Genomic DNA, 21,640 nt, shown 5'->3' with positions numbered 1-21,640 from the left:
GCCATGAACACTTCCCCGCCACGTCTCCTCCCTTTCCTCGGCATCGCCCTGGTCGCCACCCTGCTCCTCAGCCCGCCCGTGGCCGCCCAGCAGCCCGCTCCCGCCACCCCTTCCGCGCCCGACCCGGCCGCCATGCCCATGTCGCCCGAACTCATGAGGCGCTACGGCCTCCTCCCCTCCTCTGAACCTGACCCGATACCCTCCCCAACCCCCGCCCCCACCGAGGATCTCCGCGCCCGACTGGTCGCCGCCCAGTTCACCGAGGAGGGCGATGGCGACCTCGAAGGGGCCCTCGCCGAATACCGCGCCATCCTCGCCGATTTCGACCGCCTACGCCCCGTCGCCGCCGAATCCCTTCTCCGCCTCGCCGAGGTCAGTCGTAAACTGGGCCGGATCGAGAACGCCCGCGTCGCCTACGCCCGGATCCTTCGGGAGTTCACCGACGCCACCGAACCCGCCGCGATCGCACTGCAACACCTCAATGCCCTAGAAGCCCAGGCCGCTTCCAACCCCGGCACCGCCCAGCCTTCCGCCGAATTCCGCACCCGCTACGGACCGGGCGGCATGGACCCCATCCTTCGCGCCCGCTACGGCCTCGCCCCGGTCCAGCCCCCCGCACCCCGGACCACCGATCCCGCTGTCAGCGGACTGGCCCACGAAATCGAGGCGCTCCGCCAGGAATCCCGCACCCTCGCCACCCAGCTCCGTCAGGTGCAACTCGAACTGCGCGCCGCCGATTCCGGCCTCGACCAACTGCCCACCCGCTTCGTCCAGGACCCGCAACTCCTCGAAGCCATGGCCAACCTCGAACGACTCCGGGATCAGCGGGCCGCTGCCCCTTTGGACGCACCCGGCTCCAGCCGGGCCATGGATCGCCTGACAGCGCGCCTGGAGGAGTACTTCAAGAACATCTATCTCCCCCGCCTCCTGAGAACGCAGGAACTGCTGTCGGCCGAACTCGCCCGGCTGAAGAGTGAGATCGATTGGCGCGAGCTTGAACGGCATAAACTCCAGTCGCTCGAAGCGCCCGACGCCACAAGCCCGTAGCCGCGCCGGCGCCTCGCCCCTCCGAATCGCCGCGGCGGCACCGACACCCCGTGGATCCCGGCGTTGCGGTGAGGTGGCAGCGAATCGGAGGGACGAGCTCTGCGAGGCCTCAATCCAACGCTCCACTTCCCTTGCGGCCTCGTGGAACTCGGCCCTCCGAAGCAACGCGTCGCGAAGTTCGCGCCTCGACCCACAACTCCAGGATGCATCGCACCGACACCGCATGGATTCGGCGAGCACGATTACGATTACGATTACGATTACGATTACGATTACGATTACGAGGATGAGGACATTTGGTATCTGGATGGCGGATGCGGCGAATCACCCCCCCCCTACGACATGAAGCATCCGTTCCCCGAACCGCTGTCGCCACGGGCCGTCGCCGCACTCGCCATTGTCATCCTGATTCCCGCCATCATCCTCGCCGCACTCGGATTCCATTCGCTCCGCCAGCATCGGATCGTTGCCCTTCACGAGATGCACGAACTCGCCCGACGTCAGGCGCCCCTCCTCGCCAGGGCCCTTGAATCCGACCTCCTCGATCTGCCGCTCCCCAGCGCGGCCGATGTCCAGCAGTTCCATCAGTCGCCGGGGCCTCCCGAACGGGAACCGCTGACCCGCGTGGCGGCCCTGCACCCCGACAGCCTCGGCATCCTGGTCCTGCCCCATGGCACCTATCCCGCCGCCCATCCCCCAACCCCCGCGCGGTTCGATCCCGCGCGCCTTCCCAACCCGGCCCGCGAACTCTGGTTCGCCGCCGACGCCCACGACCCTGCATCCGGGGCGCCGTCCCCCGAACCCAGCCTCTGGCTTCAGCTCCTGCCGCACGCCGCGGATTCCGAGTGGGAGGCGCCCGTTCGCTTCCGCCTGGCGCGCCAGCTTCTCCAGCTCGGCCGCACCCCCGAGGCCCGCAACCACCTCGAATGGATCCTCCAACAGTCTCCACACCAGCCCGGCGAAACCGGGCTGCCCCTCCACCTCCTCGCCCTCCGCGCCCTCCTCCAGATCGCCGCCATCGATTCCTCGGCCCGTCCCCTTCAAACCAACTGGCTCGATGCGCTCTGTTATCGGGCCCTGATCGATCGTCAATGGCCCGACGCGACCCTCGACGAATGGGAATCCCTCGATCCGCACCGGCTCGCGCGCTGGCGCCATGTCGCCGCCCTGCACGCCAGCGTCCGCTCGCATCTCCCCGACCTTCCCGCCGACGACCCGCCCCAACCCGCATCCCCTGATCCTCAATGGCTCGCTTCCGGCCCCGAAACGATCCATCTCGTCACCCGGCACGAGGTCGTGGACGGCCATTGGGTGGTGCAACGCCCCCTCGACGCCGTTCTCGCCCGCGTCCGCCAGGTCCTCGCGGATCAACTCCTCCCGGCTCACCTCGCAGCGGACATCCGGATTGCCGGACGCGACCTGGTGCCGGTGCCGCCCGCGTCCGAAGCCCTCGCGTCCGCCACCTCCGGATCCGTCGAGGTCACCCTCCACCTCGCCAACCCACAGGTCCTGCTGACCGGCCATCGCCTGCGATCCCTCACCCACTTCGGACTGGTCAGCACCGCCCTGCTCGCCGTCTCGCTGGGGTCCCTCAGCCTCTGGCGCGCCTGCGAACGCCAGCGTCAGCTCGCCGCCTTGCAGGCCGACTTCGTCGCCAGCGTCTCCCACGAACTCCGGGCGCCCATGGCCGCCGTCCAACTCATGGCCGAGGAACTCGTGGATCTCCCCGCCGGCCCCTCCTCCCGGCAGTCCGGTTATCCCCGCCTGATCCTGCGCGAGACCCGGCGCCTCGGCCTCCTCATCGAAAACGTCCTCCGCCACGCCCGCCTCGAACGCGACCCCCAACCCCTGGCGCTCGAACCCCTCGATCTCCCCGAACTCGTCCGTACCACCGTCGAAGCCCTCGCTCCCTCCGCCGCCGACCGCTCCATCCGGTTCGACACACAACTCCCCGACCATGCCGTCATCGTCTCCGCCGATCCCTCCGCGATGCGCCAGATCCTCGTCAATCTCATCGACAACGCCCTCAAGCACAGCCCGCCCCAATCCGTCGTCACCGTCGGCGTGGATCCACCCACCGCAGACTCCCCCGTGAACTCGAACCCTCGCCACACCCGGCTCTGGGTCGCCGATTGCGGTCCGGGCATCCCGCATGAAGACCGCGATCGCGTGTTCGAGGCCTTTTTCCGGCGCGGCTCCGAACTCCGCCGGGAAACCCCGGGCATCGGGCTCGGCCTCGCCATCGTGCACCGGCTCGCCACCGCCCATGGCGGCCGGGTCGTCATTGAATGCCCCCCCGCGGCCGGCACGCGCTTCACCGTCGAACTCCCCACCCCTCCCGGATCCGTCCCGAATCTCCCATGACCGGCGACCCTGCTTCACCCGCTCCCGCCCACAGCGACCCCCACGGCCCGCGGGAACGCATCCTCGTCATCGAGGACGAACCTTCCATGCGCACCGTGCTCCACGACTGCCTCGCCCGGCACGGCTACCGCGTCTTCACCGCCTCCGACGGCGAGCGAGGCCTCACCCTCGCCACCGACGGCAAGCCCGACCTGATCCTTCTCGATCTCATGCTCCCCCGCCTCGACGGCTTCGCCCTCTGCCGTCACCTGCGGCGACTCGGCTTCAACAGCCCCATCCTCGTCCTCACCGCCCGAAGCAGCGTCCAGGATCGCGTCCGCGGCCTCGACCTCGGCGCCGACGATTACCTGGTCAAACCCTTCAGCCGCGAGGAACTCCTTGCCCGCGTCCGCGCCCTCCTGCGCCGTCGCGCCGCCATCACCGCCCCCACCCGGATCCGCTTCGGCCCCGTTCGCATCGACCTCGCGGCCCGCCGCGTCTGGCGCCACGACACCGAAGTCCCCCTCGCCGCCCGCGAATTCGATGTCCTCCGCCTCCTCGTCGAACGCGCCGGTCAGGTGGTTTCCCGTGACGAATTCCTCGATCGCGCCTGGGGCTTCACCCTCTTCCCCACCACCCGCACCGTGGACAAGCACATCGTCTCGCTCCGCCGCAAACTCGAGGAGGATCCCGCCCAGCCCATCTGGATCGTCACCGTTCACGGCGCCGGCTACCGGCTCACCCTCGACCCGGCGGCAGCCCCGGCCACAGCGACCCCAGCCGTCCCCGGCCCGGACGAAGCACCCGTCGGGCAACCCCCGGAAGTCTGAATCGCCCCCCGCACGGTTCGTCCCGCCCGCCCTTCGCGCCCCAGGTCACGCCACGGCAACCTGATCCCCCGCACGCTCCTGCCCCGCCGGCACCTCCGCCGTCAGGGCCCCCGTGCAACCGCTCCCGCACCCCGCCGTGCAGGCCAGACAGTGAATGCCCGTCCGGATCCGACCGCCCCGCAACCGCTCCGGCGTCCAGTCCCACAGGTAGCCGCCTTCCCCCGCCCCCAGGCCGAGCCCGAGCATCTGGTTGAAGTCGCAGTCGTACACCTCGCCCCGCCATCCCACGCTGAGCGTTGTCCGGCACATCAGGCCCTCCAGCGTCGCCGGGTTGAACCGGTCCCGCAGCAGATCGAGATACATCTCCCACCGTCCGGACCCCTTCAGCTCCTCGGCGAACCGGGCAATCGGCTGGTTGGTCAGCGTCAGCAACCGGGTGAACTCAATCCCATGCCGGGCGCGCAATTCCACCCGGTACTCCTCCTCCAGCTCCGCCTGCGGGGGCGGCAGCGTCGGCCCCAGCGGATTGAACACCAGCGCCAGCGGCAGCCGCGTCCCGTACCCGACCGCATTCAACCTCCGCAGCGCCCGGATGCTCTTCTCGAACACCCCGTCCCCCCGTTGCGCATCGACGTTCTCCCCCAGGTAACACGGCAGCGAGGCGATCACTTCCACGCCGTGCGCCGCCAGATACCCGGGCAGCCATCCGAACGACGCCGTCTCGAGGATGGTCAGGTTGTTCCGGTCGATGACGTGGCATCCCGCGCCCCGGGCCGCTTCGACCAGGTCCCGGAACGACGCGCACAACTCCGGCGCCCCTCCGGTCAGATCCACCACCGCCGGCCGATGTTCCCGGATCCAGTCGATCACCCGCCCCGCCACCTCCCGGCTCATCGTCTCCGTGCGCCACGGCGCCGCATCCACATGGCAATGCCGGCACGCCTGGTTGCAGACCCGCCCCAGGTTCAACTGAAGCGTGACCAACTCCGCACGCGGCGGCATCCCGCCGTGTCGGCCAACCATCTGCTCGAAGGATCTCATGCCCCGTGCCGCGACCCGCACCCTCGCGCGAGCCAGCCCCCCGACTCAAGCCCTCCGGAATGATGTCGGAGGGACGAGCTCCGCGAGTCCCCAATCCATGGCACCACTCCCTTGCAGCCTCGTGGAACTCGGCCCTCCGAATGCACCCCCTCGCTCCACCTTTCGGAGGGACGAGCTCCGTGAGTCCTCACCCCATCGCACCATTCCCTTGCCAGCCTCGCAGAGCTCGGCCCTCCGATTGCACCCCCTCGCTTCAACTCCCCCTTTCGGAGGGACGAGCTCCGCGAGTCCTCAATCCATTGCACCAACCCCTTGCAGCCTCGTGGAACTCGGCCCTCCGGATGCACCCCCTCGCTCCAGTTCCTTCATCGGATCTTCGTCCTTGCGTAGTCCTGCAAACGCACCGCCAGGTTGGGATAATGACCCAGAATCTCCCGATCCGTGGTTACCAGGACGACGCCCAGTCGCCGTGCCAGCGCCACGTATTCCGCGTCGTAGGCGGAGAGGGAACTCTCCTGAATCACGGCAAAGACCTCCTGGTCGGTCAATTCATGGGTCGTGACCGCCAGTTGCGCGTTCGCCGCGGCTGCCATGACATTCTGGAGCGGTTCCCCGCGGCGCAGATGGCCGGCGGCAATGCTGCGGAATTCGCTGCGGAACAACCGGGTCGCCTGCCAGTCCGGATCCCGTCTGCGTGCCCCCATCGCCAACGCGTGGTAGGCGTCCCTCTTCACGACCAGCCCGAAGAGCACGCTGACATCCACGACGATCATGGCCGACCGCCCTGGCGCAGCGCTTCCTGTTCCCCAGGTTCCAGTTGGGTTTGCCAGTCCACCGACTCGATGCGGCGCAGCAGCTCCGATTCCTGGAGCTGCGAGCGAAACGTGCGGGCACGTTCCTCCAGCCAGACGATGGCTTCCGCGTTCTGGCTGCGGCGGTTCAGTCGTGCAGACAGCTCCAGCGCGGACTTCACTTCCCGGGGGCATTCCTTGATGGTGAAACTCACGTTCACCGTTGCAACCTGAACGGTACCAAAATGGTTGTCAACGCCACCGCTCCCGTGCCTCTCCCCCTTTGGGAGGGACGAACTCCGCGAGTCCCCATCCCATCGCACCACCCCCTTCCAGCCGCCCTCACCCGCACCATCGCCCCAATCCCCTCGGTCTTGATCTTAATCTTAATCTTAATCTTGATCTTAGTCTCAATCCCATCCCCCTCCCCAGTCCCCCTGCGGCATTGGCGGTCCGGATCTGAAAATAAGCCGACCCGTTGATGCCCGGGTCCATCCCCGGATTGCTCTGGATCATGCGGTCTGATACAGCCGCCCGCGTGCAACCCCACTCCCCGCCCCCGGACGATCCCATGCATTCGGAGGCCTTCCTCCGATCCCTCATGCGACGGCAGCTCCAACTCTCCATCGCCTGCGCCCTCGCCTTCATGGTGATTCTCCTCGGACTGCCCCTCGCCAACTACTTCCTGCCCGACCTGATGGCCCGGCGCGTCTTCGGCGGGTACACCCTCTCCTGGTTCCTGCTCGGCCTCGGGATCTTTCCGGCCGTCTGGCTCATCGCCTGGATCTTCATCCGCCGCTCCATCGCCCTCGAGGAAACGGAAGTCGCCGAGGTCACCCGGGCCGGCGCACCCGACCGTCCCGCTTCCGGTCGCCCGAATTGACCCAGCCCCCTTTCGCCTTTCACCGACATGACTTTCGATCCCTGGATCCTGGGCTTCAGTGCGGTGACCGTCGTGGTCACCATCTGGATGGGCTTCTGGGCCGCCCGCAAGGCCCGTACCGCCTCCGACTTCTTCGTCGCCGGCCGCGGCGTCTCGGTGGGCTGGAACGCCTCGGCCATCTCCGGCGAATACCTCAGCGCCGCCAGCTTCATGGGCATCGCCGGCATGGTCATGTCCAGCGGTTATGACGCCCTCTGGTACCCGGTGTGCTACGCCTGCGGCTACCTGTTCCTGCTCCTCTTCATCGCCGGACCCCTCCGCCGCTTCGGAGCCTACACCATCCCCGACTTCGCCGAAGGCCGCTACGACTCGCCCCTGTTCCGCAAGATCGCCGTGGTCTTCGTGCTCTTCATCGGCTTCTTCTACACCATGCCCCAGATGAAGGGCGCCGGAACCACCCTCGCCTACATCTTTCCCGGCATGCCCTACTGGGCCGGCGTCGTCCTCGTCGGAGCGGTCATCACCCTCAACGTCGCACTGGGCGGCATGAAGGGCATCACCCTCGTCCAGGCCTTCCAGTACTGGCTCAAGATGTTTGCCATCGCCGTGCCCATCTTCGTCCTCCTCGCCGTGTACGGGCACTACGGACGCCAGCTCGCCGTGCAAGGCGCCGACGGAGCCCTCGCCCCCCTGGCAACCCCGACGGCCGAAGTCGCCACCCTCGGCAGCGCCGACCCGTCCGCCGCCACCCGTCTGCCGCTGCCCCAGGTGGCCCCTCCCGACGACACCTGGCTCCAGCCCTTCGGACCCCTCACCACCCGCGCCGCCCGAACCGCCGGCCTTTCTCCCGAGCAAGCCCGGCCTCTCGCCCTCCTCTACACCTACTCCCTCATCATTGCCCTCGTCTGCGGCACCGCCGGCCTGCCCCACATCCTGGTCCGGTTCTACACCAACCCCGATGGCGTCGCCGCCAAACGCACCACGATGTGGGTGATGATCCTCATCGGCGTGTTCTACGTCTTCCCGCCCGTGTTCGGCGTGCTCGGACGCAACCAGCTCCCCGAACTCTACACCGGCACCGGCGCCAAAGGCACCGACAAGGTCGTCCTCGAACTCCCCAAGATTCTCGACCGCCCCACCGTGCCCTCGGCCGTGGCCGGGCCCGACGCCTCCGCCACCCTGCTGACGGAGCCTCCTGCCGGAGCTCCACGCCGCTCTTCGTTCCCCTGGGGCTCGGTGCTCAGCGGCATCACCTGCGCCGGCGCCTTCGCCGCATTCATGTCCACCTTCTCAGGCCTCCTTGTCTCGATGACCGGCGCCCTGGCCCACGACGTCTATGGCCGCATCCTGCGCCCCTCCAGCACCCCCTCCGAACGGATGCGCATGTTCAAGGTCTTCGCCTGGCTCATCGGCGGCGTGGCGACGCTGCTCGGCTGTTTCGTCGAGCCGTTGCAGATCAACTTCATGGTCGGCCAGGCCTTTGCCATCGCCGCCGCCAGCTATTTCCCGCTCCTCTTCATGAGCGTCTGGTGGCGTGGCATGACCATGCGCGGTGCCGCCACCGGCATGCTGGCCGGAGGCATCTCCGCGGTCCTCGCCGTGTCGCTCACCAACTTCAGCGATCTCGGCTGGATCCCCATGCAGGGCTTCTGGGCCGCCCATCCCCTTCTCCGCATCCTCTGCGAGCAGCCCGCCATCTGGGCCGTGCCCGGAGCGATCCTCCTGATGATCGTGGTCTCCCGCGCCACCCGCCGCGAAGTCCCGTCCGACGTCCGCATGAAAATGCTCGTCCTCCACGCCCCGGAAACCCTCGGACTCAAGCAGGAATACATCCGCGACCACGAAGCCGCCCACTGAGCCCCCAACGCAGTCGGGACAATCCGGTCCCGGTTCCCGACGATTGCTTCCCGGGAATGGCCGCAAACTCCGTGCCTATGCACGGAGTTTGCGTCTCGATCAGCGACCCGACGCCGGTCAACCGTGCCGGCCCAGAAAGTTCGGACGCCGCGGACTTCCATCCGCGGCGTCCTGAGTTGCCCCTTCGGCGCCGGTCCCGTACGGGTCCGCCTGACTACGGATTCACCACGCGGTAATAGCGTTGGGTCGCGCCGATCGCGTCGGTCACGGTCTTGCGGGTGCCATCCCCGGCCACCGTCGAGTGCGACTGCCAGGCGGCATCGGACAGCGCCTCCTTGTACTGGACCCCGTGCGAGACGCCGGTCGTCGAGTCGAACTCGAAACGAATCTGCCCGCCCTCGATTCCCACGTTCAGCAACCGGACCCCCGATGCGGGCAGCACCGCGATCGTCGCGAGCTGGAATACCCCGATGAACCCGCCGCTGGCCGTGCCGCCTTCCGTTCCAAGAATCCGGATCCCGTCGATCCCCGTCACCGGAGGCGTCAGTTGGAACCGCGCCGTCACCGTCGTCGGAGCCCCGAACGCCACCTCCGGAAGGGCATGCCCGGTCAGCGCCTCCACGTAATCCGTCGTATGGGGCACCTCGGTCCACGACGCCCCGCCATCCGTGGTGATCTGCACCGTCGGGGCAATCAGGTCGGCCTCGTCCAGCGTGGTCCCCGCCCCCAGACCGCTGCCGTTGGGACCAAACCAGCCGCCGTCGAAGAAGGTCGCGTGCGTCAGCTCCAGCCGCTCGATGGGCCGCGTCATTGGCGTGTCCCAGACGATGCCGACAAAGCTGACCGTCCCAGGATTGCCGCCATTGAACGTGTCCACCCGGGTGGTGAGATTGCCGTCGTTGATCGAACTCGCGCCTCCCGCATTGAACACCGGGGTCCCCGGCTCACCATCAATGGCCTCCTTGGTCCCCAGAATGCCCCGTCCCAGCGGCGCCTGGTTGGCCGGGAAACTCGCGGGATCCTTCGGATCGGTCCCAAGGGCCACCTCCAGACCGTCGCTGAAGCCGTCGCCATCCGTGTCCGCCACCAGCGGATTGGTCCCATGGATCAGCACCTCGTCCCCGTCCGAGAGCCCGTCCCCGTCCGTGTCCGCCCGCAGCGGATCGGTGAGGTACTGCTTCACCTCCGCACCGTCGCTGAGACCGTCGCCATCGGTGTCCGCAACGCGGGGATTGGTCCCGGCCAGGAACTCTTCCAGGTTGGTCAATCCATCGTTGTCCGGATCCTCGCCGCTGTCGTCGATGCCCACGATCAGCCCATGCTGCCGCTCCCAGTCGTCGTTCATCCCGTCGTTGTCCGAGTCCGAAGCGAAGGCCTTGACCCGCAACTCAAACACCCCGATGAACCCGCCGCTGGCCGTGCCACCCTCCGTCCCGACCAGTCGCACCCCCGAGACCCCCTCCGCCACCGTCGCCAGCGTGAAGGTTGCGGTGACCGAACTCGGATTGGGCACCGTACCGCCGCCGATGCGATGTCCGGTGAGCCGTTCGATATAGTCCGAGGTGTGCGGCACCACGGTCCAGGTCGCCCCGTGATCCCGTGAGATTTCCACCCGGGGATCCACCAGCATGGCCTCGGTGAGAGCATTCCCTGCGCCCGGTCCAACCCCGTTCACCCCGAACCAGCCGCCATCGAGAAAGGTCGCCAGCGTCAGTTCCAACCGGCCCACCGGCCGTCCGGCATCCAGGGGTTCATCCCACACGATCCCGACAAAACTCACCGTCCCCGGCTGCGTGCCGTTCCAGGTATCCACCCGCGTGGTGTTGTCGTCGTCGTTGATGTTCGCCAAAACCCCCGCCTGGAAATGCGGCGTCTCGAGTTCGGGTCCGTCATCAATCGCCTCCTTGGTGCCCATGATCCCCGTCCCCTGCAGCGCCCAGTTGTCCGGGATGCTCGACGGATCCAGCGGATCACTCCCCATCGCCACTTCAAACCCGTCGTTGAACCCGTCCCCGTCGGTGTCCGGATTGCGCGGATCCGTTCCCCGCTGGAACTCCTCGAGGTTGGTCAACCCGTCTCCGTCCGGATCCTCCCCCGCATCGTTCACGCCGACATTCAGGCTGTGCTCCACCTCCCATGCGTCCGGCATGCCATCCCCGTCCGTGTCCACCGCCGGCGTCGCCTCCACCTCGAATTCGAACACCCCGATGAACCCGTTGCCATCCGCCGTGCCACCGTTCTCCCCGATCAACCGGATTCCATTCACCCGCGTGGCCGGTGTGTTCAGGTGAAAGGTCAGCACATTCCACGTCGGGTTCGGATTGCCCCCGCCGCCAATCGTGTGCCCGTCCATCAACGCCAGGTAGTCCGAGGTGTGCGCAACCGTGCTCCAGGTCTGCCCGCGATCCGTCGAAATCTGCACCGTCGGCTCGATCAGGTCCGCCGCGGTCAACAGCCCGCCCGCCCCCGGCCCGTTGTTCTGCGCCCCGAACCATCCCCCGTCCCCAAACGTCGCCATGTGCAAGGTCAGGGTCGTGATGGTGTCATAACGCATTCCGTTCCACACAATCCCCACGAAGCTGAACGCCTGCCCCATGTCCGTCCCGGCATTGCCGAACCAGTTGTCCACCCGGGTCAGATCGTTCCCGTCATTGATGTTCGCCCGCACGCCCCCGTTGAACCGAAGCGTCCCAGGCTCCGAATTCACCGCGCTGTTCACCCCCAGTATCCCCGTCCCCTCCAGTGCAATGTTCGCCGCCGACGCCGCAGCCCCCGTCCCAACCGCGCAAAGCCATCCCAGCGCCCACGCCTTCCATCCCCCGCCCGTCCTCCGAACCGGCGGACCCCCAAAACGGCATTGAATGCTGCACATCACGTCGGGTCCTCCGGCTGCAGTTCTGGTCTCCATGGCTTCCTTTTGGGATTACAACGGCAGGCTACCGCGACGGGAGAACATTAGAAAACAGATTTCTTCGAATTCCTCCCTCGAACCTAATATCGGAGGGACGAACTCCGCGAGTCCACAACCCATCGCTCCCCACCATTTCCCCCCTCCCCATTCCTCGTACTCAGCCCGAAGGGCGGTACTCGTCCTCGTCCTCGTCCTCGATCCCCCAGGCACACCGCTTCAAGCATCGCCCTCTCGCTGGCCCGATGGGTTCGATCGTGTTCGAACCTTCCATTCCGCGTGCGAACCCGGCTGGGCGATTACGATTACGATTACGATTACGATTACGATTACGAGTACGAGTACGATTACGAGGCCGAGGCCTGCTGCAGGAACCCGAGGTGCACCCTCTCGAAGGGGGTCTGATGGAGCGCACCAACGCGGATCACCGCAGAACTCCCCGTGATCCCGGGGATCCTCCGAGCTTCACCCTCGATCGGGTCCGAGAAACCCGCAGGGTTTCCAGAGATTAGCCGGGGGTCGAGCCCGGCTCCGCGGGTTCGACCCCCGGTCAGAAATCCCATCCCGCTCACGACCCCGCCAGGGGGTGCACACCCAACAAAAGATGGCCAACCCTGTGCCCCCCGCTTCCCACCCCACCAGAATGGTTGGGGTGTACACGCTTCAGCGTGAGCCTCCCAAACCACCCCGACACGCCAAAGCGTGCACACCCAACGAAAGGCGGCCAACCCCGTGCCCCCCGCTTCCCGTCCCGCCAGGATGGTTGGGTGTACACGCTTCAGCGTGAGCCTCCCAAACCACCCACGACCCCGCCAGGGGTCGCAGATCCCATCCCTCAATCCCCCAGGCACACCGCTTCAATCGTCCCCTTCCCGCCCGGTCCATCCCCAAACTGTTGATAACGATCCAGCGAATCGGAGGGACGAGCTCCGCGAGTCCACAACCCATCGCTCCACACCATTTCCCCCGTCCTCGGTCCTCGTACTCAGCCCGAAGGGCGGTACTCGTCCTCGTCCTCGTCCTCGAACCCCCAAACACACCCTTTCGATCATCGCCCTCTCGCTGGCCCGATAGGTTCGATCGTGTTCGGACTTTCCATTCCGCGTGCGAACCCCGCTGGGCGAGTACGATTACGAGTACGATTACGAGTAGGAGGCCCGCGGCACGATCCCGAGGTGCCCCCTCCAGAATCCCGTCGATCTCCGGGTTTGACCCCATCCTGCCTTTCTGTTGTATGGGCGCGCCGCTGGAGCGCCACGACGGCTTAACCCCCGCCCACGATCTCCCGCGGCACCGAACCCAAAAACCGATGGCCGAGGCCAACCCCAAACCGTTCTACGTCGGTGTCGATCTCGGAGGCACCAAGATCCTGGCCGGCATCTTCCAGCCCGGCCTCAAACTCATCGCCACCTCGAAATCGAGCACCAAGGCCGATCGCGGCCCCAAAGCCGTCATCGACCGCGTGGTCCGCACCATCCGCGACGCCGTGGACGAGGCCGACCTCGATATCAAGGCGATCGCGGGCGTCGGCATCGGCGCCCCGGGCTCGGTCCAGTCCGCCGAGGGCAAAATCCTCTTCTCCCCCAACCTCCCCGGCTGGTCGGATATCCCCCTGAAACGCGAACTCGAAAAGGCGCTCGGCCTGCCGGTCGAGGTGGACAACGACTGCAACGTCTGCACCCTCGGCGTCCACGCTGCGGAACTCGGCGGCAAACCCAGACACCTGGTCGGCATCTTCCTCGGCACCGGCATCGGCGCCGGCATCATCCTCAATGGCCGTCTCCACAGCGGATTCAACTGCACCGCCGGCGAGATCGGCCACATGGTCCTCGAAGTCGGCGGACCCAAGTGCGGCTGCGGCAATCGCGGCTGCTTCGAAGCCCTCGCCAGCCGCTCCGCCATCACCCGCCGCATCCTCGCCGCCATCAAGGACGGCCAGAAAACCATCCTCACCGACATGCTGGGCGGTGACCTGTCCGACCTCCGCAGCGGCGACCTCCGCAAAGCCCTCAAAAAAGGCGACAAACTGGTCGAAAAAGTCATCGAGGACGCCGCCGAGTACACCGGAATCGCCGTCGGCAATATCATCAATCTCATCGGCCCCCAGGTGGTCGTCCTCGGCGGCGGCATCATCGACGCCCTGGAGGACGAGATGATGGCCATCATCGTGGAAACCGCCCAGGACTACGCCATGACCGGCACCGCCAAGGGCGTCGAGATCGTCGCCAGCAAACTCGGCGACCACGCCGGCATCACCGGGGCCGCTGTCCTCGCCCGCGACCGCCCCAAACCCTGAGCCCGCTGAGCCCCCATCCCCCGCCCGCCCAGGCCCCTCCTCCCGTGGCATCCCCGAACCCCGCCGCTCCCTGCCGCGCGGTCCTCGATGTCGGCACCAATTCGGTCAAACTCCTCGTCGGCCGCGTCGCCGGCACTGCCGTCACCCCCCTCCACGAACGCGGCATCCAAACCCGACTCGGCGCCGGCCTCTTCGCCAGTCGCCGCCTCCTCCCCGACGCCATCGCCCGCACCGCCGACGCCGTCCGAACCCTCGCTGCGGAGGCCCGGACCCACCGACCCGAACGCCTCCGCCTCCTCGCCACCGCCGCCGCCCGCGAAGCCCTTAATCCCGAAGACCTCATCGCCGCCCTCCAGTCCGCCTGTGACGCCACCCCCGAGATCATCGACGGCGCCACCGAAGCCGAACTCGCCTTCCGCGGTGTCACCACCCATCCCGAACTCGCCGAACTTCCGCTCCTCGTCTCCGACGCCGGCGGCGGCAGCACCGAATTCATCGTCGGCCATCGCCGCAACGTGTCGTTCCGGCAAAGCTTCCCCATCGGCGCCGTCCGACTCCTCGAATCCCTTTCCCTCCCGGATCCGCCCAACCCCGACGACCTCGATGCCTGCCGCCAGACGCTCGATGCCCTCTTCGCCTCCCGGGTCATCCCGGCCCTCGCCCCGTTCCTGTCGGCCGACACACCGTCCTCCCCGCTCTCCCGGCCCTCGCCGCTCCGCTGGGTCGCTGTCGGCGGCACCGCGGTCATCCTCGCCCGTCTCCACCTTGCCCTGGACACCTTCGACCGCGACCGCATCGAATCCGTCCGCCTCGATCCCGCCACGCTTCGTTCCCTGACCGAACGCCTCTGGGCCATGCCGGTCGCCGATCGCCGCCGTCTCCCCGGACTCCCGCCGGAACGCGCCGACATCATCCTCACCGGCGCCGCCCTCTACGAGGCCGCCTTCCGGGCCCTCCGCCTGCCCGCGCTCCAGCCCAGCACCCGCGGACTCCGCTTCGCCGCCCTTCTCGATCCGCCATGAACCACCCCGCCGCCCTTGCCGAACTCCGTGCCGTCATGGACCGGCTCGAACCCGAGCCCGAACACACCCGCCACGTTGCCGCCCTCGCCGTCCGGCTCTTCGACCAACTCGCCCCCCTCCACGGTCTCGGCCCCGACCACCGCGTCCTTCTCGAAGGCGCCGGCTGGCTCCACGACCTGGGCTGGACCGTCAGCGAGGACGGCTCCGATCACCACAAACACTCCGCCCGCCTCATCCGCGAACAATCCTGGTCCCACCTTTCCGCACCCGACGTCGCCCGCCTCGCCCTCGTCGCCCGCTACCACCGCAAGGCCCTGCCATCCCTCGAGCACCGCGAATTCCAGGCCCTCCCCGCGACCGACCGCGACGAAGTCTGCAAACTCGCCGCCATCCTCCGCATCGCCGATGCCTGCGACCGCAGCCACCTCCAGGCCGTCCGCGACGTCCACGTCCGCATCCTCCCGGACTTCCTCGAATTCACCCTCGTCGCCACCGCCCCGCCCCTGCGGGAAATCGCCGGCGCCGGGAAGAAGGGCGACCTCGCCCGCCTGGTCTTCGAACGCAACCTCGCCTTCCGTCATGAGGCCGCCCCGGACACCCCTGCCGACGCCCGCCCGGTCACGCCGGAATCCCCAGCCCGTCCAGGCGCCGGTCCACCTCCTTGAGGTGGAACTCGACCGAACACAGCGCCTCCAGTTCCCCGGGCCCGAACCGCCCCGCCACCTCCGGATCCTCGCGCAACTGCCCCAGGAAATCCGCGTCGTCCCGCCCCGCGTGCTTCACCTCCCAGGTCCGCATCGCCTGGCGCTGCACCACCTCGTAGGCCTCCTCCCGGGTCAGTCCCTTCCGGATCAACGCCAGCAGCACCGTCTGGCTGTTCCACATTCCCAGGCTCGCCCCCAGGTTCTTCCGCATGTTCTCCGGGTACACCTGCAACCCCTCCACCAGCCGCCGGGTCAGCTCCAGCATGTAATCCAGCAGCGTGCATGAATCCGGGAAGATGATCCGCTCCACCGAACTGTGGCTGATGTCCCGTTCGTGCCAGAGCGCCACATTCTCCCACGCCGCCACCGCGTTCCCCCGCAGCACCCGCGCCAGACCCGTCAGCCGCTCCCAGTTGATCGGGTTCCGCTTGTGCGGCATCGCGCTGCTCCCCTTCTGGCCCTTCGCGAACGGCTCCTCCACCTCCAGCACCTCCGTCCGCTGAAGATGCCGGAACTCCACCGCCCACCGCTCGATCCCCGCCCCCACCAGCGCCAGCGCCCCCATGTACTCCGCGTGGATGTCCCGCGGCACCACCTGCGTCGCAATCGGCGCCGCCCGCAACCCCAGATCCCGGCACACCGCCTCCTCCACCGCCGGCGACAAATGCGCGCTCGTCCCCACCGCCCCGCTCAGCTTCCCCACCCCCGCCACCTCACGCGCCCGCCGCAACCGGTCCTCCGCCCGGCCCAGCTCGTCGTACATCAATCCCAGCTTCCACCCGAACGACGTCGGCTCCGCATGGATCCCGTGGCTCCGCCCGATGCACACCGTATGCGCGTGCTCCCGGGCCCGGCGTCCCACCACCGACCGCAACGCCTTCACCCCCTCCAGCAGCAGATCCGCGCTCTGCACCAGCTGCACCGCGAACGCCGTGTCCACCACATCGCTCGAGGTCAGCCCGAAATGCAGCCAGCGGCTCGCCGGATGCCGTATCCGCTCCGTCACCGCCGTGGTGAACGCAATCACGTCATGGTGCAGCGTCCGCTCCAGTTCCCGCTGACGCGCCACCAGCCCCGGAAGATCCGTCAACCACTCCTCCGCCCCCGCCTTCAGCCGTTCCCAGTCCGGCACCGGCACAATCCCCTCCCCCACCAGCGCCTCGCTCACCCTCAACTCGATCCGCAGCCAGATCCCCAGCCGGTTCTCGTCCGTCCAGATCCCCCGCATCGCGGGCCGTGAATAACGATTGATCACGCCGCCAGTCTGAAACCCGCCACTCCCGCCGGGAAGCGGGAACTCCCTGCCCCCCCCAGACACCCCGCCTGGATCGTCCCCTTCGCACCCGGCTCATCCCCAAATTGTCGGTGACAAACCATCGATTCGGAGGGACGAGCTCCGCGAGTCCACAACCCATTTCACCCCACCATTTCCCCCCTCCTCCGTACTCGTACTCAGCCCGAAGGGCGGTACTCGTCCTCGTCCTCGGTCCCCCAAGCACACCGCCTCGATCCTCGCCTTCTCCCCGGCCCGATGGGCTCGATCATGTTCGAACCTCCCATTCCGCATGCGAACTGGGCTGGGCGATTACGATTACGAGTACGATTACGAGTACGAGACCGAGACCCGCTGCAAGGACCCGAGGCGCACCCTCTCGAAGGAGGTCTGATGGAGCGCACCAAGGCGGATCACCGCGGACCTCCCAGCGATCACACAAATTCCGGGAGCTTCACCCTCGATCGGGTCCGAGAAACCCGCAGGGTTTCCAGAAATTAGCCGGGGGTCGTGCCCGGCTCCGCGGGTCCGACCCCCGGTCAAAAGTCCCACCCCCGCTCACGACCCCGCCAGGGGGTGCACACCCAACAAAAGACGGCCAACCCTGTGCCCCCCGCTTCCCACCCCACCAGAATGGTTGGGTGTACACGCTTCAGCGTGAGCCTCCCAAACCACCCACGACCCCGCCAGGGGTCGCAGATCCCATCCCTCAATCCCCTAGGCACACCGCTTCAATCGTCCCCTTCTCACCCGGCGCATCCCCAAATTGTCGGTGACGATCCAGCGATTCGGAGGGACGAGCTCCGCGAGTCCACAACCCCTTGCACCCCACCATTTCCCCCCTCCTCCGTACTCGTACTCAGCCCGAAGGGCGGTACTCGTCCTCGTCCTCGGTCCCCCAAGCACACCGCCTCGATCCTCGCCTTCTCCCTGGCCCGACGGGCTCGATCATGTTCGAACCTCCCATTCCGCATGCGAACTGGGCTGGGCGATTACGATTACGATTACGAGGCCTGCTGCAAAAAACTCAAATGCGCCCCAACAAAACCTGCCAACGCTTACACTGGATCCGCCGGCGGCGCCTCGGGCGGCTTCGGAGCCGGCGCCGGGCCGCCCCGCTGCTGTCCTGGCGGCGTCGGCACATGGATCACCGGCAGCGGCACCCGCAGCTTCATCACATCATCCACCAGCACCTCGATGTAGTAGGTCCCCGCCGTCTTGAACTCGACCTGCGTGAACAGCGTGACGTTGGTCGCATTGTGCGTCGCCTCCTGCAGCGCAAACCGGACCTGGCTCTGCCGCATCGCCGTCTCGTCCGGCGCCCGCAGGCACACCGTCTCTGTGAACTGGCCCACCCCCGCCGTCCACCGGTTGAACACGCACAACTTCAACGCCGTGATCGGCAACTGCGGCACCCGCACGTACGCGATGATCCCCAGCAAAATGAAATTGCCGCTGATTTCCTGCCGCACCTCGTCGCACAGCAGGGAGCATTGAAGATCGGGCAGTATCCGGGTCGCGTTCATAAGAAATTCCGTTCCATCCACATCCAAACCGCCGCCGCGGACCCCGCCGCGAACGCCCCGCCACCGTTTCACGCCCCCGCCCGCCTTGCCAATCCGGAACTTGCCCCGACCGCCCCCGCCCCCGCATCCCCGAATTATGGGTGAGGACGCAGCGATTCGGAGGGACGAGCTCCGCGAGTCCACCACCCATTTCACCCCACCATTCCCCCCTCCTCCATACTCGTACTCAGCCCGAAGGGCGGTACTCGTCCTCGTCCTCGATCCCGCAGACCCACCGCATCAAGCATCGCCTTCTCGCCCGGTCCATCCCCACGTTGTCGGTGACGATCCAGCGATTCGGAGGAACGATCTTCGCGAGCCCCCACCCGCACACCCGCCTCCGTCGGCATCCCCAACGCCACGGCCGAACCCCAACCACCCCTCACCACCCCCCCCAGGAGCCCCGAATCCGGCCAACCCAGTTCGCATAAGGAACTGTCGTAGAGCAGTCTACCACCACCACCCCCCCGCACCCATCAAAACCGCCACCCCCGCCCTCCCCTCCGACTCCCCGAAACCCAAGCCCGCCGATAACGTTATTCAACCCATTTTTTGTCGCATTTTTGGGGGATCTCCATGTCCGAAAGGCGCCAGCAGTTGACCGAATAGCAGAACATTAACAACCTGATTACATTGGCTCAGGGCGCCGGACCGATTAGTCTTCTTGGCCCGACCCCGCCGCCAATAAATTCTCGGAAGTACGACCGCATTGGCAGCATTGCAAGTGGTCCGTTTCCGACGGGCTACCCGGCGCGAGCCGGATTTAGTTCAACTTGGGAGCTGAAGTCGCTGTGGCCCTAAGTAAAATTCCTAGAGCGGCTCCGTGCGAGGAACTGGATTTCTGTGAATCGTTGGCGTGCAATGCGCTGCTCAGGGAGGCCGTGTTTGCCCACGCAAAGACGCGGGGAAGAGGAACGGGTGCCATTGGGTGGTGTCGCGGGAGCACGGCCTTCTGGAGGGAAAGGGCAAGGCGAGGTTTGTGGGATTCGAGTATTGCGGGGTTTTCTCTCTGTGCCTCCGCGCCTCCGTGCGAGGAACCGTCTTTCGTCTGAATCGTCGGCGTGGATTGCGGTGCGGAAGGTGGCCGAATTCTGGTTGCGCGAGGCGCGGAGGGGGAGACGAGAGGGATTGGCTTGGGGAGAGTGGTTCGATAGCGTGACGAAAACGTACCATCTATGAAATCGAAGTGGGTTCGTGTCTTGGTCTATCTCATGGTGGGATGCGTCGTCCTCGCGGGCACGGGGTACGGGGCGTACCGGGGGTACAAGTCGTGGCGCCAACATCGGTTCGTGAAGCAGGCGAAGGAATTTCTCGAGGAGGGACAGGAGCGGAAGGCGATGATCAGTCTGCAACGGGCGGTGCGCGCCAAGCCGACGGATGTCGAGGCGATTCGCCTGCTGGCGACGATGGCGGAGAAGGATCGGTCACCAGCGGCGGTGGTATGGCGTCAGCGGGTGGTCGATTTGGAGCCAGATTCGTTGACTGACCGGCTGGCGCTGGCCCAGACGGCGATCTCGTTTCGCGATACCGCCTCGGCGACGAACGCATTGGCCGGGGTAAACGACGCGGGGCGCAAGACGGTGGAGTTCCAGAACGTGGCTGGCGGGGTGGCGTCGGTGCTGGGGCAATTGGAGGAGGCGGAACGGTACTTCCTCGATGCGTCGCGGCTGGAACCTGAGAACCCAGTCATGCTCCTGAACTTGGCGGTGGTGCGGTTGCAGGGGACCAACACGCAGGCCCTCGCGGAGGCGCGTCAGGCGTTGGAGGGGATCACCGCGACGTCCACGAACTCGGCGTTGCGGTGTCGGGCGTACCGGGAGTTGGTGGGGCACGCGATGCGGATTGGGCAGACGAACAACGCCATCGCGCTCACGGACCGCCTGTTGGCGGAGCCCGAGGTGGCGTTCGGTGACCGGTTGTTACGCCTGGACGTGCTGGGGATGAACCGGAGCACGAATCTCGTCGAGGAACTCATGAGCACGCGCGCCCTGGCGACGAACTCGGTGGGGACGGTGAATCAGATGATCATCTGGCAGATGACCAGGGTGCCGCCGCGGCCGACGCTGGAGTGGGTCGGGTCGCTGCCCGCGGAGTATCGGACCAACGCCGGGGTGGCCCTGATGACGGCGGACCTCCAGGTGGCGGTGCAGGATTGGGAGGGGTTGAACACGTCGTTGGAGGCCCAGACCTGGGGGGAAATGGAGTTCCTGCGGCACGCGTTTCGGACGTTGGCCATGCGGAACCTGGGCCTGACCGGGGCGGCGGAGATCGAGTGGGGGTTGACCATGCGGGCAACGGGCTCGGATCGGGGGGCACTGAACATGCTCCTCCAGGCGGTGGCGCGCTGGCGGTGGGTGGACGAGATTCGGGAGATCCTAACGGCGTTGGTGAACCGGTATCCGGGGGAAAAATGGGCGGCCAGTCTGCTGACGCAGAATCTGTTCAACGAGGGGCGGACGCGGTCCTTGATGTCGTTGTTCGGGACCCAGCTAAGCGCGAACCCGAACGATCTGTCGATCAAGAACAACCTGGCGATGACAGCAATGCTGCTGGAGGCCAATGAGCTGCGACCGCATGAAATGGCGCGTCAGGTGTACGAGGCGGCGCCGACGAATGCCTCTTTCGCCTCGACGTTCGCGTATTCGTTGCATGTCCGGGAGCAGTCGGCGGAGGCGTTGCGGGTGATGGAGCAATTGGCGCCCGAACAACTGGAGCAACCCTCGATCGCGGCGTACTTCGCCTTGATCCTGCGGGCGAATGGGAGGGACGAGCAAGCGAGGCGATACCGCGAGTTGGCGGCGGAGGGGAAGTTCCTGCCGGAGGAGCGGAGGGTGTTGGGATTGTAGTAGGGGGATGGGGGGCAGTGGGGTCATGCCGGGGAGCGAGACGGGCGTCCTTTCATTGGGTCACCACGAGCGCACGAAGCGCACAAAGAAGGGAGCAGAAGGCGTTGGGATGGTGGATGTTCGGTTGAGTTGGACAGGCCGTGGCAGGGTCGCCACTGCCTTCCTCATCGTGCCCAGCGTACCTTCGAGGTGGGAAGTGAGGGGGATTGGGGGGGGCAGGTGGATGAGCGGCGG

General features: G+C 66.9%; 15 protein-coding genes. 9 read left to right on the top strand and 6 right to left on the bottom strand.

Features of this window, described 5'->3' with window-relative positions:
• Positions 1-3: 3 nt before the first annotated feature.
• From KF833_11375 to KF833_11365, 3 genes are all read left to right on the top strand, one after another.
• Positions 4-1,047 (top strand): hypothetical protein, encoded by a 1,044-nt coding sequence (locus KF833_11375; GenBank protein MBX3745898.1) that lies wholly within the window; start codon positions 4-6, stop codon positions 1,045-1,047.
• Between the two features lie 141 nt (positions 1,048-1,188).
• On the top strand, positions 1,189-3,411 hold the full coding sequence (locus KF833_11370) for a HAMP domain-containing histidine kinase (protein ID MBX3745897.1): 2,223 nt from the start codon (positions 1,189-1,191) through the stop codon (positions 3,409-3,411).
• Positions 3,408-4,220 (top strand): response regulator transcription factor, encoded by an 813-nt coding sequence (locus KF833_11365; GenBank protein MBX3745896.1) that lies wholly within the window; start codon positions 3,408-3,410, stop codon positions 4,218-4,220. Before KF833_11370 ends, KF833_11365 begins: the two co-directional genes overlap by 4 nt.
• A gap of 45 nt (positions 4,221-4,265) precedes the next feature.
• Here the strand turns inward: KF833_11365 and arsS are convergent, their stop codons facing one another.
• The 3 genes from arsS to KF833_11350 form a co-directional block, all read right to left on the bottom strand.
• Complete coding sequence (gene arsS / locus KF833_11360) at positions 4,266-5,261, bottom strand: arsenosugar biosynthesis radical SAM protein ArsS (GenBank protein MBX3745895.1); 996 nt, start codon at positions 5,259-5,261, stop codon at positions 4,266-4,268.
• Positions 5,262-5,626: 365 nt separating this feature from the next.
• Positions 5,627-6,034, bottom strand: coding sequence for a type II toxin-antitoxin system VapC family toxin (locus KF833_11355; GenBank protein MBX3745894.1), 408 nt, complete (start codon positions 6,032-6,034; stop codon positions 5,627-5,629).
• A complete protein-coding gene (locus tag KF833_11350) occupies positions 6,031-6,267 on the bottom strand; it encodes a hypothetical protein (GenBank protein MBX3745893.1) in 237 nt (78 codons plus the stop codon). Before KF833_11350 ends, KF833_11355 begins: the two co-directional genes overlap by 4 nt.
• 299 nt (positions 6,268-6,566) lie before the next feature.
• Between KF833_11350 and KF833_11345 the strand changes: the two genes are divergently transcribed.
• A complete protein-coding gene (locus tag KF833_11345) occupies positions 6,567-6,935 on the top strand; it encodes a DUF485 domain-containing protein (GenBank protein ID MBX3745892.1) in 369 nt (122 codons plus the stop codon).
• A 27-nt stretch (positions 6,936-6,962) separates the two neighbouring features.
• Positions 6,963-8,792, top strand: coding sequence for a cation acetate symporter (locus KF833_11340; GenBank protein ID MBX3745891.1), 1,830 nt, complete (start codon positions 6,963-6,965; stop codon positions 8,790-8,792).
• 214 nt (positions 8,793-9,006) lie between these two features.
• Here the strand turns inward: KF833_11340 and KF833_11335 are convergent, their stop codons facing one another.
• On the bottom strand, positions 9,007-11,700 hold the full coding sequence (locus KF833_11335; protein ID MBX3745890.1) for a hypothetical protein: 2,694 nt from the start codon (positions 11,698-11,700) through the stop codon (positions 9,007-9,009).
• A gap of 1,309 nt (positions 11,701-13,009) precedes the next feature.
• Between KF833_11335 and KF833_11330 the strand changes: the two genes are divergently transcribed.
• The 3 genes from KF833_11330 to KF833_11320 are packed head-to-tail and all read left to right on the top strand — an operon-like array spanning position 13,010 to position 15,683.
• Positions 13,010-13,996: an ROK family protein gene (locus KF833_11330; GenBank protein ID MBX3745889.1), complete on the top strand. Its 987-nt coding sequence runs from the start codon at positions 13,010-13,012 to the stop codon at positions 13,994-13,996.
• A 44-nt stretch (positions 13,997-14,040) separates the two neighbouring features.
• On the top strand, positions 14,041-15,018 hold the full coding sequence (locus KF833_11325; protein MBX3745888.1) for a hypothetical protein: 978 nt from the start codon (positions 14,041-14,043) through the stop codon (positions 15,016-15,018).
• The gene (locus KF833_11320; protein MBX3745887.1) at positions 15,015-15,683 is read left to right on the top strand and encodes an HD domain-containing protein; all 669 of its coding nucleotides are present in this window, start codon (positions 15,015-15,017) and stop codon (positions 15,681-15,683) included. The genes KF833_11325 and KF833_11320 overlap by 4 nt, the downstream gene beginning before the upstream one ends.
• Here KF833_11320 and KF833_11315 read toward each other — a convergent pair.
• Together KF833_11315 and KF833_11310 are read right to left on the bottom strand one after the other, a co-directional pair.
• On the bottom strand, positions 15,637-16,977 hold the full coding sequence (locus KF833_11315; protein ID MBX3745886.1) for an adenylosuccinate lyase: 1,341 nt from the start codon (positions 16,975-16,977) through the stop codon (positions 15,637-15,639). The two genes, KF833_11320 and KF833_11315, sit on opposite strands and share 47 nt — an antisense overlap.
• Before the next feature lie 1,076 nt (positions 16,978-18,053).
• Positions 18,054-18,521, bottom strand: a complete 468-nt coding sequence (locus tag KF833_11310) for a hypothetical protein (GenBank protein MBX3745885.1) — start codon at positions 18,519-18,521, stop codon at positions 18,054-18,056.
• A gap of 1,214 nt (positions 18,522-19,735) precedes the next feature.
• Here KF833_11310 and KF833_11305 point away from each other — a divergent pair.
• Entirely contained in the window at positions 19,736-21,406 is a 1,671-nt protein-coding gene (locus tag KF833_11305; protein MBX3745884.1) for a hypothetical protein, read from the top strand.
• Positions 21,407-21,640 lie beyond the last annotated feature (234 nt).

The organism is Verrucomicrobiia bacterium, assembly GCA_019634625.1.
GTDB lineage: Bacteria > Verrucomicrobiota > Verrucomicrobiia > Limisphaerales > CAIMTB01 > CAIMTB01.
Note: the sequence above shows the minus strand (reverse complement) of the source record. Positions and strands in the feature narration are given on the sequence as shown.

Bases quoted from the DNA above. Each gene is read 5' to 3' on its own strand.
- KF833_11375 (MBX3745898.1), top strand. From the start codon at position 4: ATGAACACTTCCCCGCCACGTCTCCTCCCTTTCCTCGGCATCGCCCTG.
- KF833_11365 (MBX3745896.1), top strand. From the start codon at position 3,408: ATGACCGGCGACCCTGCTTCACCCGCTCCCGCCCACAGCGACCCCCAC.
- arsS (MBX3745895.1), bottom strand. From the start codon at position 5,261: ATGAGATCCTTCGAGCAGATGGTTGGCCGACACGGCGGGATGCCGCCG.
- KF833_11355 (MBX3745894.1), bottom strand. From the start codon at position 6,034: ATGATCGTCGTGGATGTCAGCGTGCTCTTCGGGCTGGTCGTGAAGAGG.
- KF833_11345 (MBX3745892.1), top strand. From the start codon at position 6,567: ATGCGGTCTGATACAGCCGCCCGCGTGCAACCCCACTCCCCGCCCCCG.
- KF833_11340 (MBX3745891.1), top strand. From the start codon at position 6,963: ATGACTTTCGATCCCTGGATCCTGGGCTTCAGTGCGGTGACCGTCGTG.
- KF833_11335 (MBX3745890.1), bottom strand. From the start codon at position 11,700: ATGGAGACCAGAACTGCAGCCGGAGGACCCGACGTGATGTGCAGCATT.
- KF833_11330 (MBX3745889.1), top strand. From the start codon at position 13,010: ATGGCCGAGGCCAACCCCAAACCGTTCTACGTCGGTGTCGATCTCGGA.
- KF833_11320 (MBX3745887.1), top strand. From the start codon at position 15,015: ATGAACCACCCCGCCGCCCTTGCCGAACTCCGTGCCGTCATGGACCGG.
- KF833_11310 (MBX3745885.1), bottom strand. From the start codon at position 18,521: ATGAACGCGACCCGGATACTGCCCGATCTTCAATGCTCCCTGCTGTGC.
- KF833_11305 (MBX3745884.1), top strand. From the start codon at position 19,736: ATGAAATCGAAGTGGGTTCGTGTCTTGGTCTATCTCATGGTGGGATGC.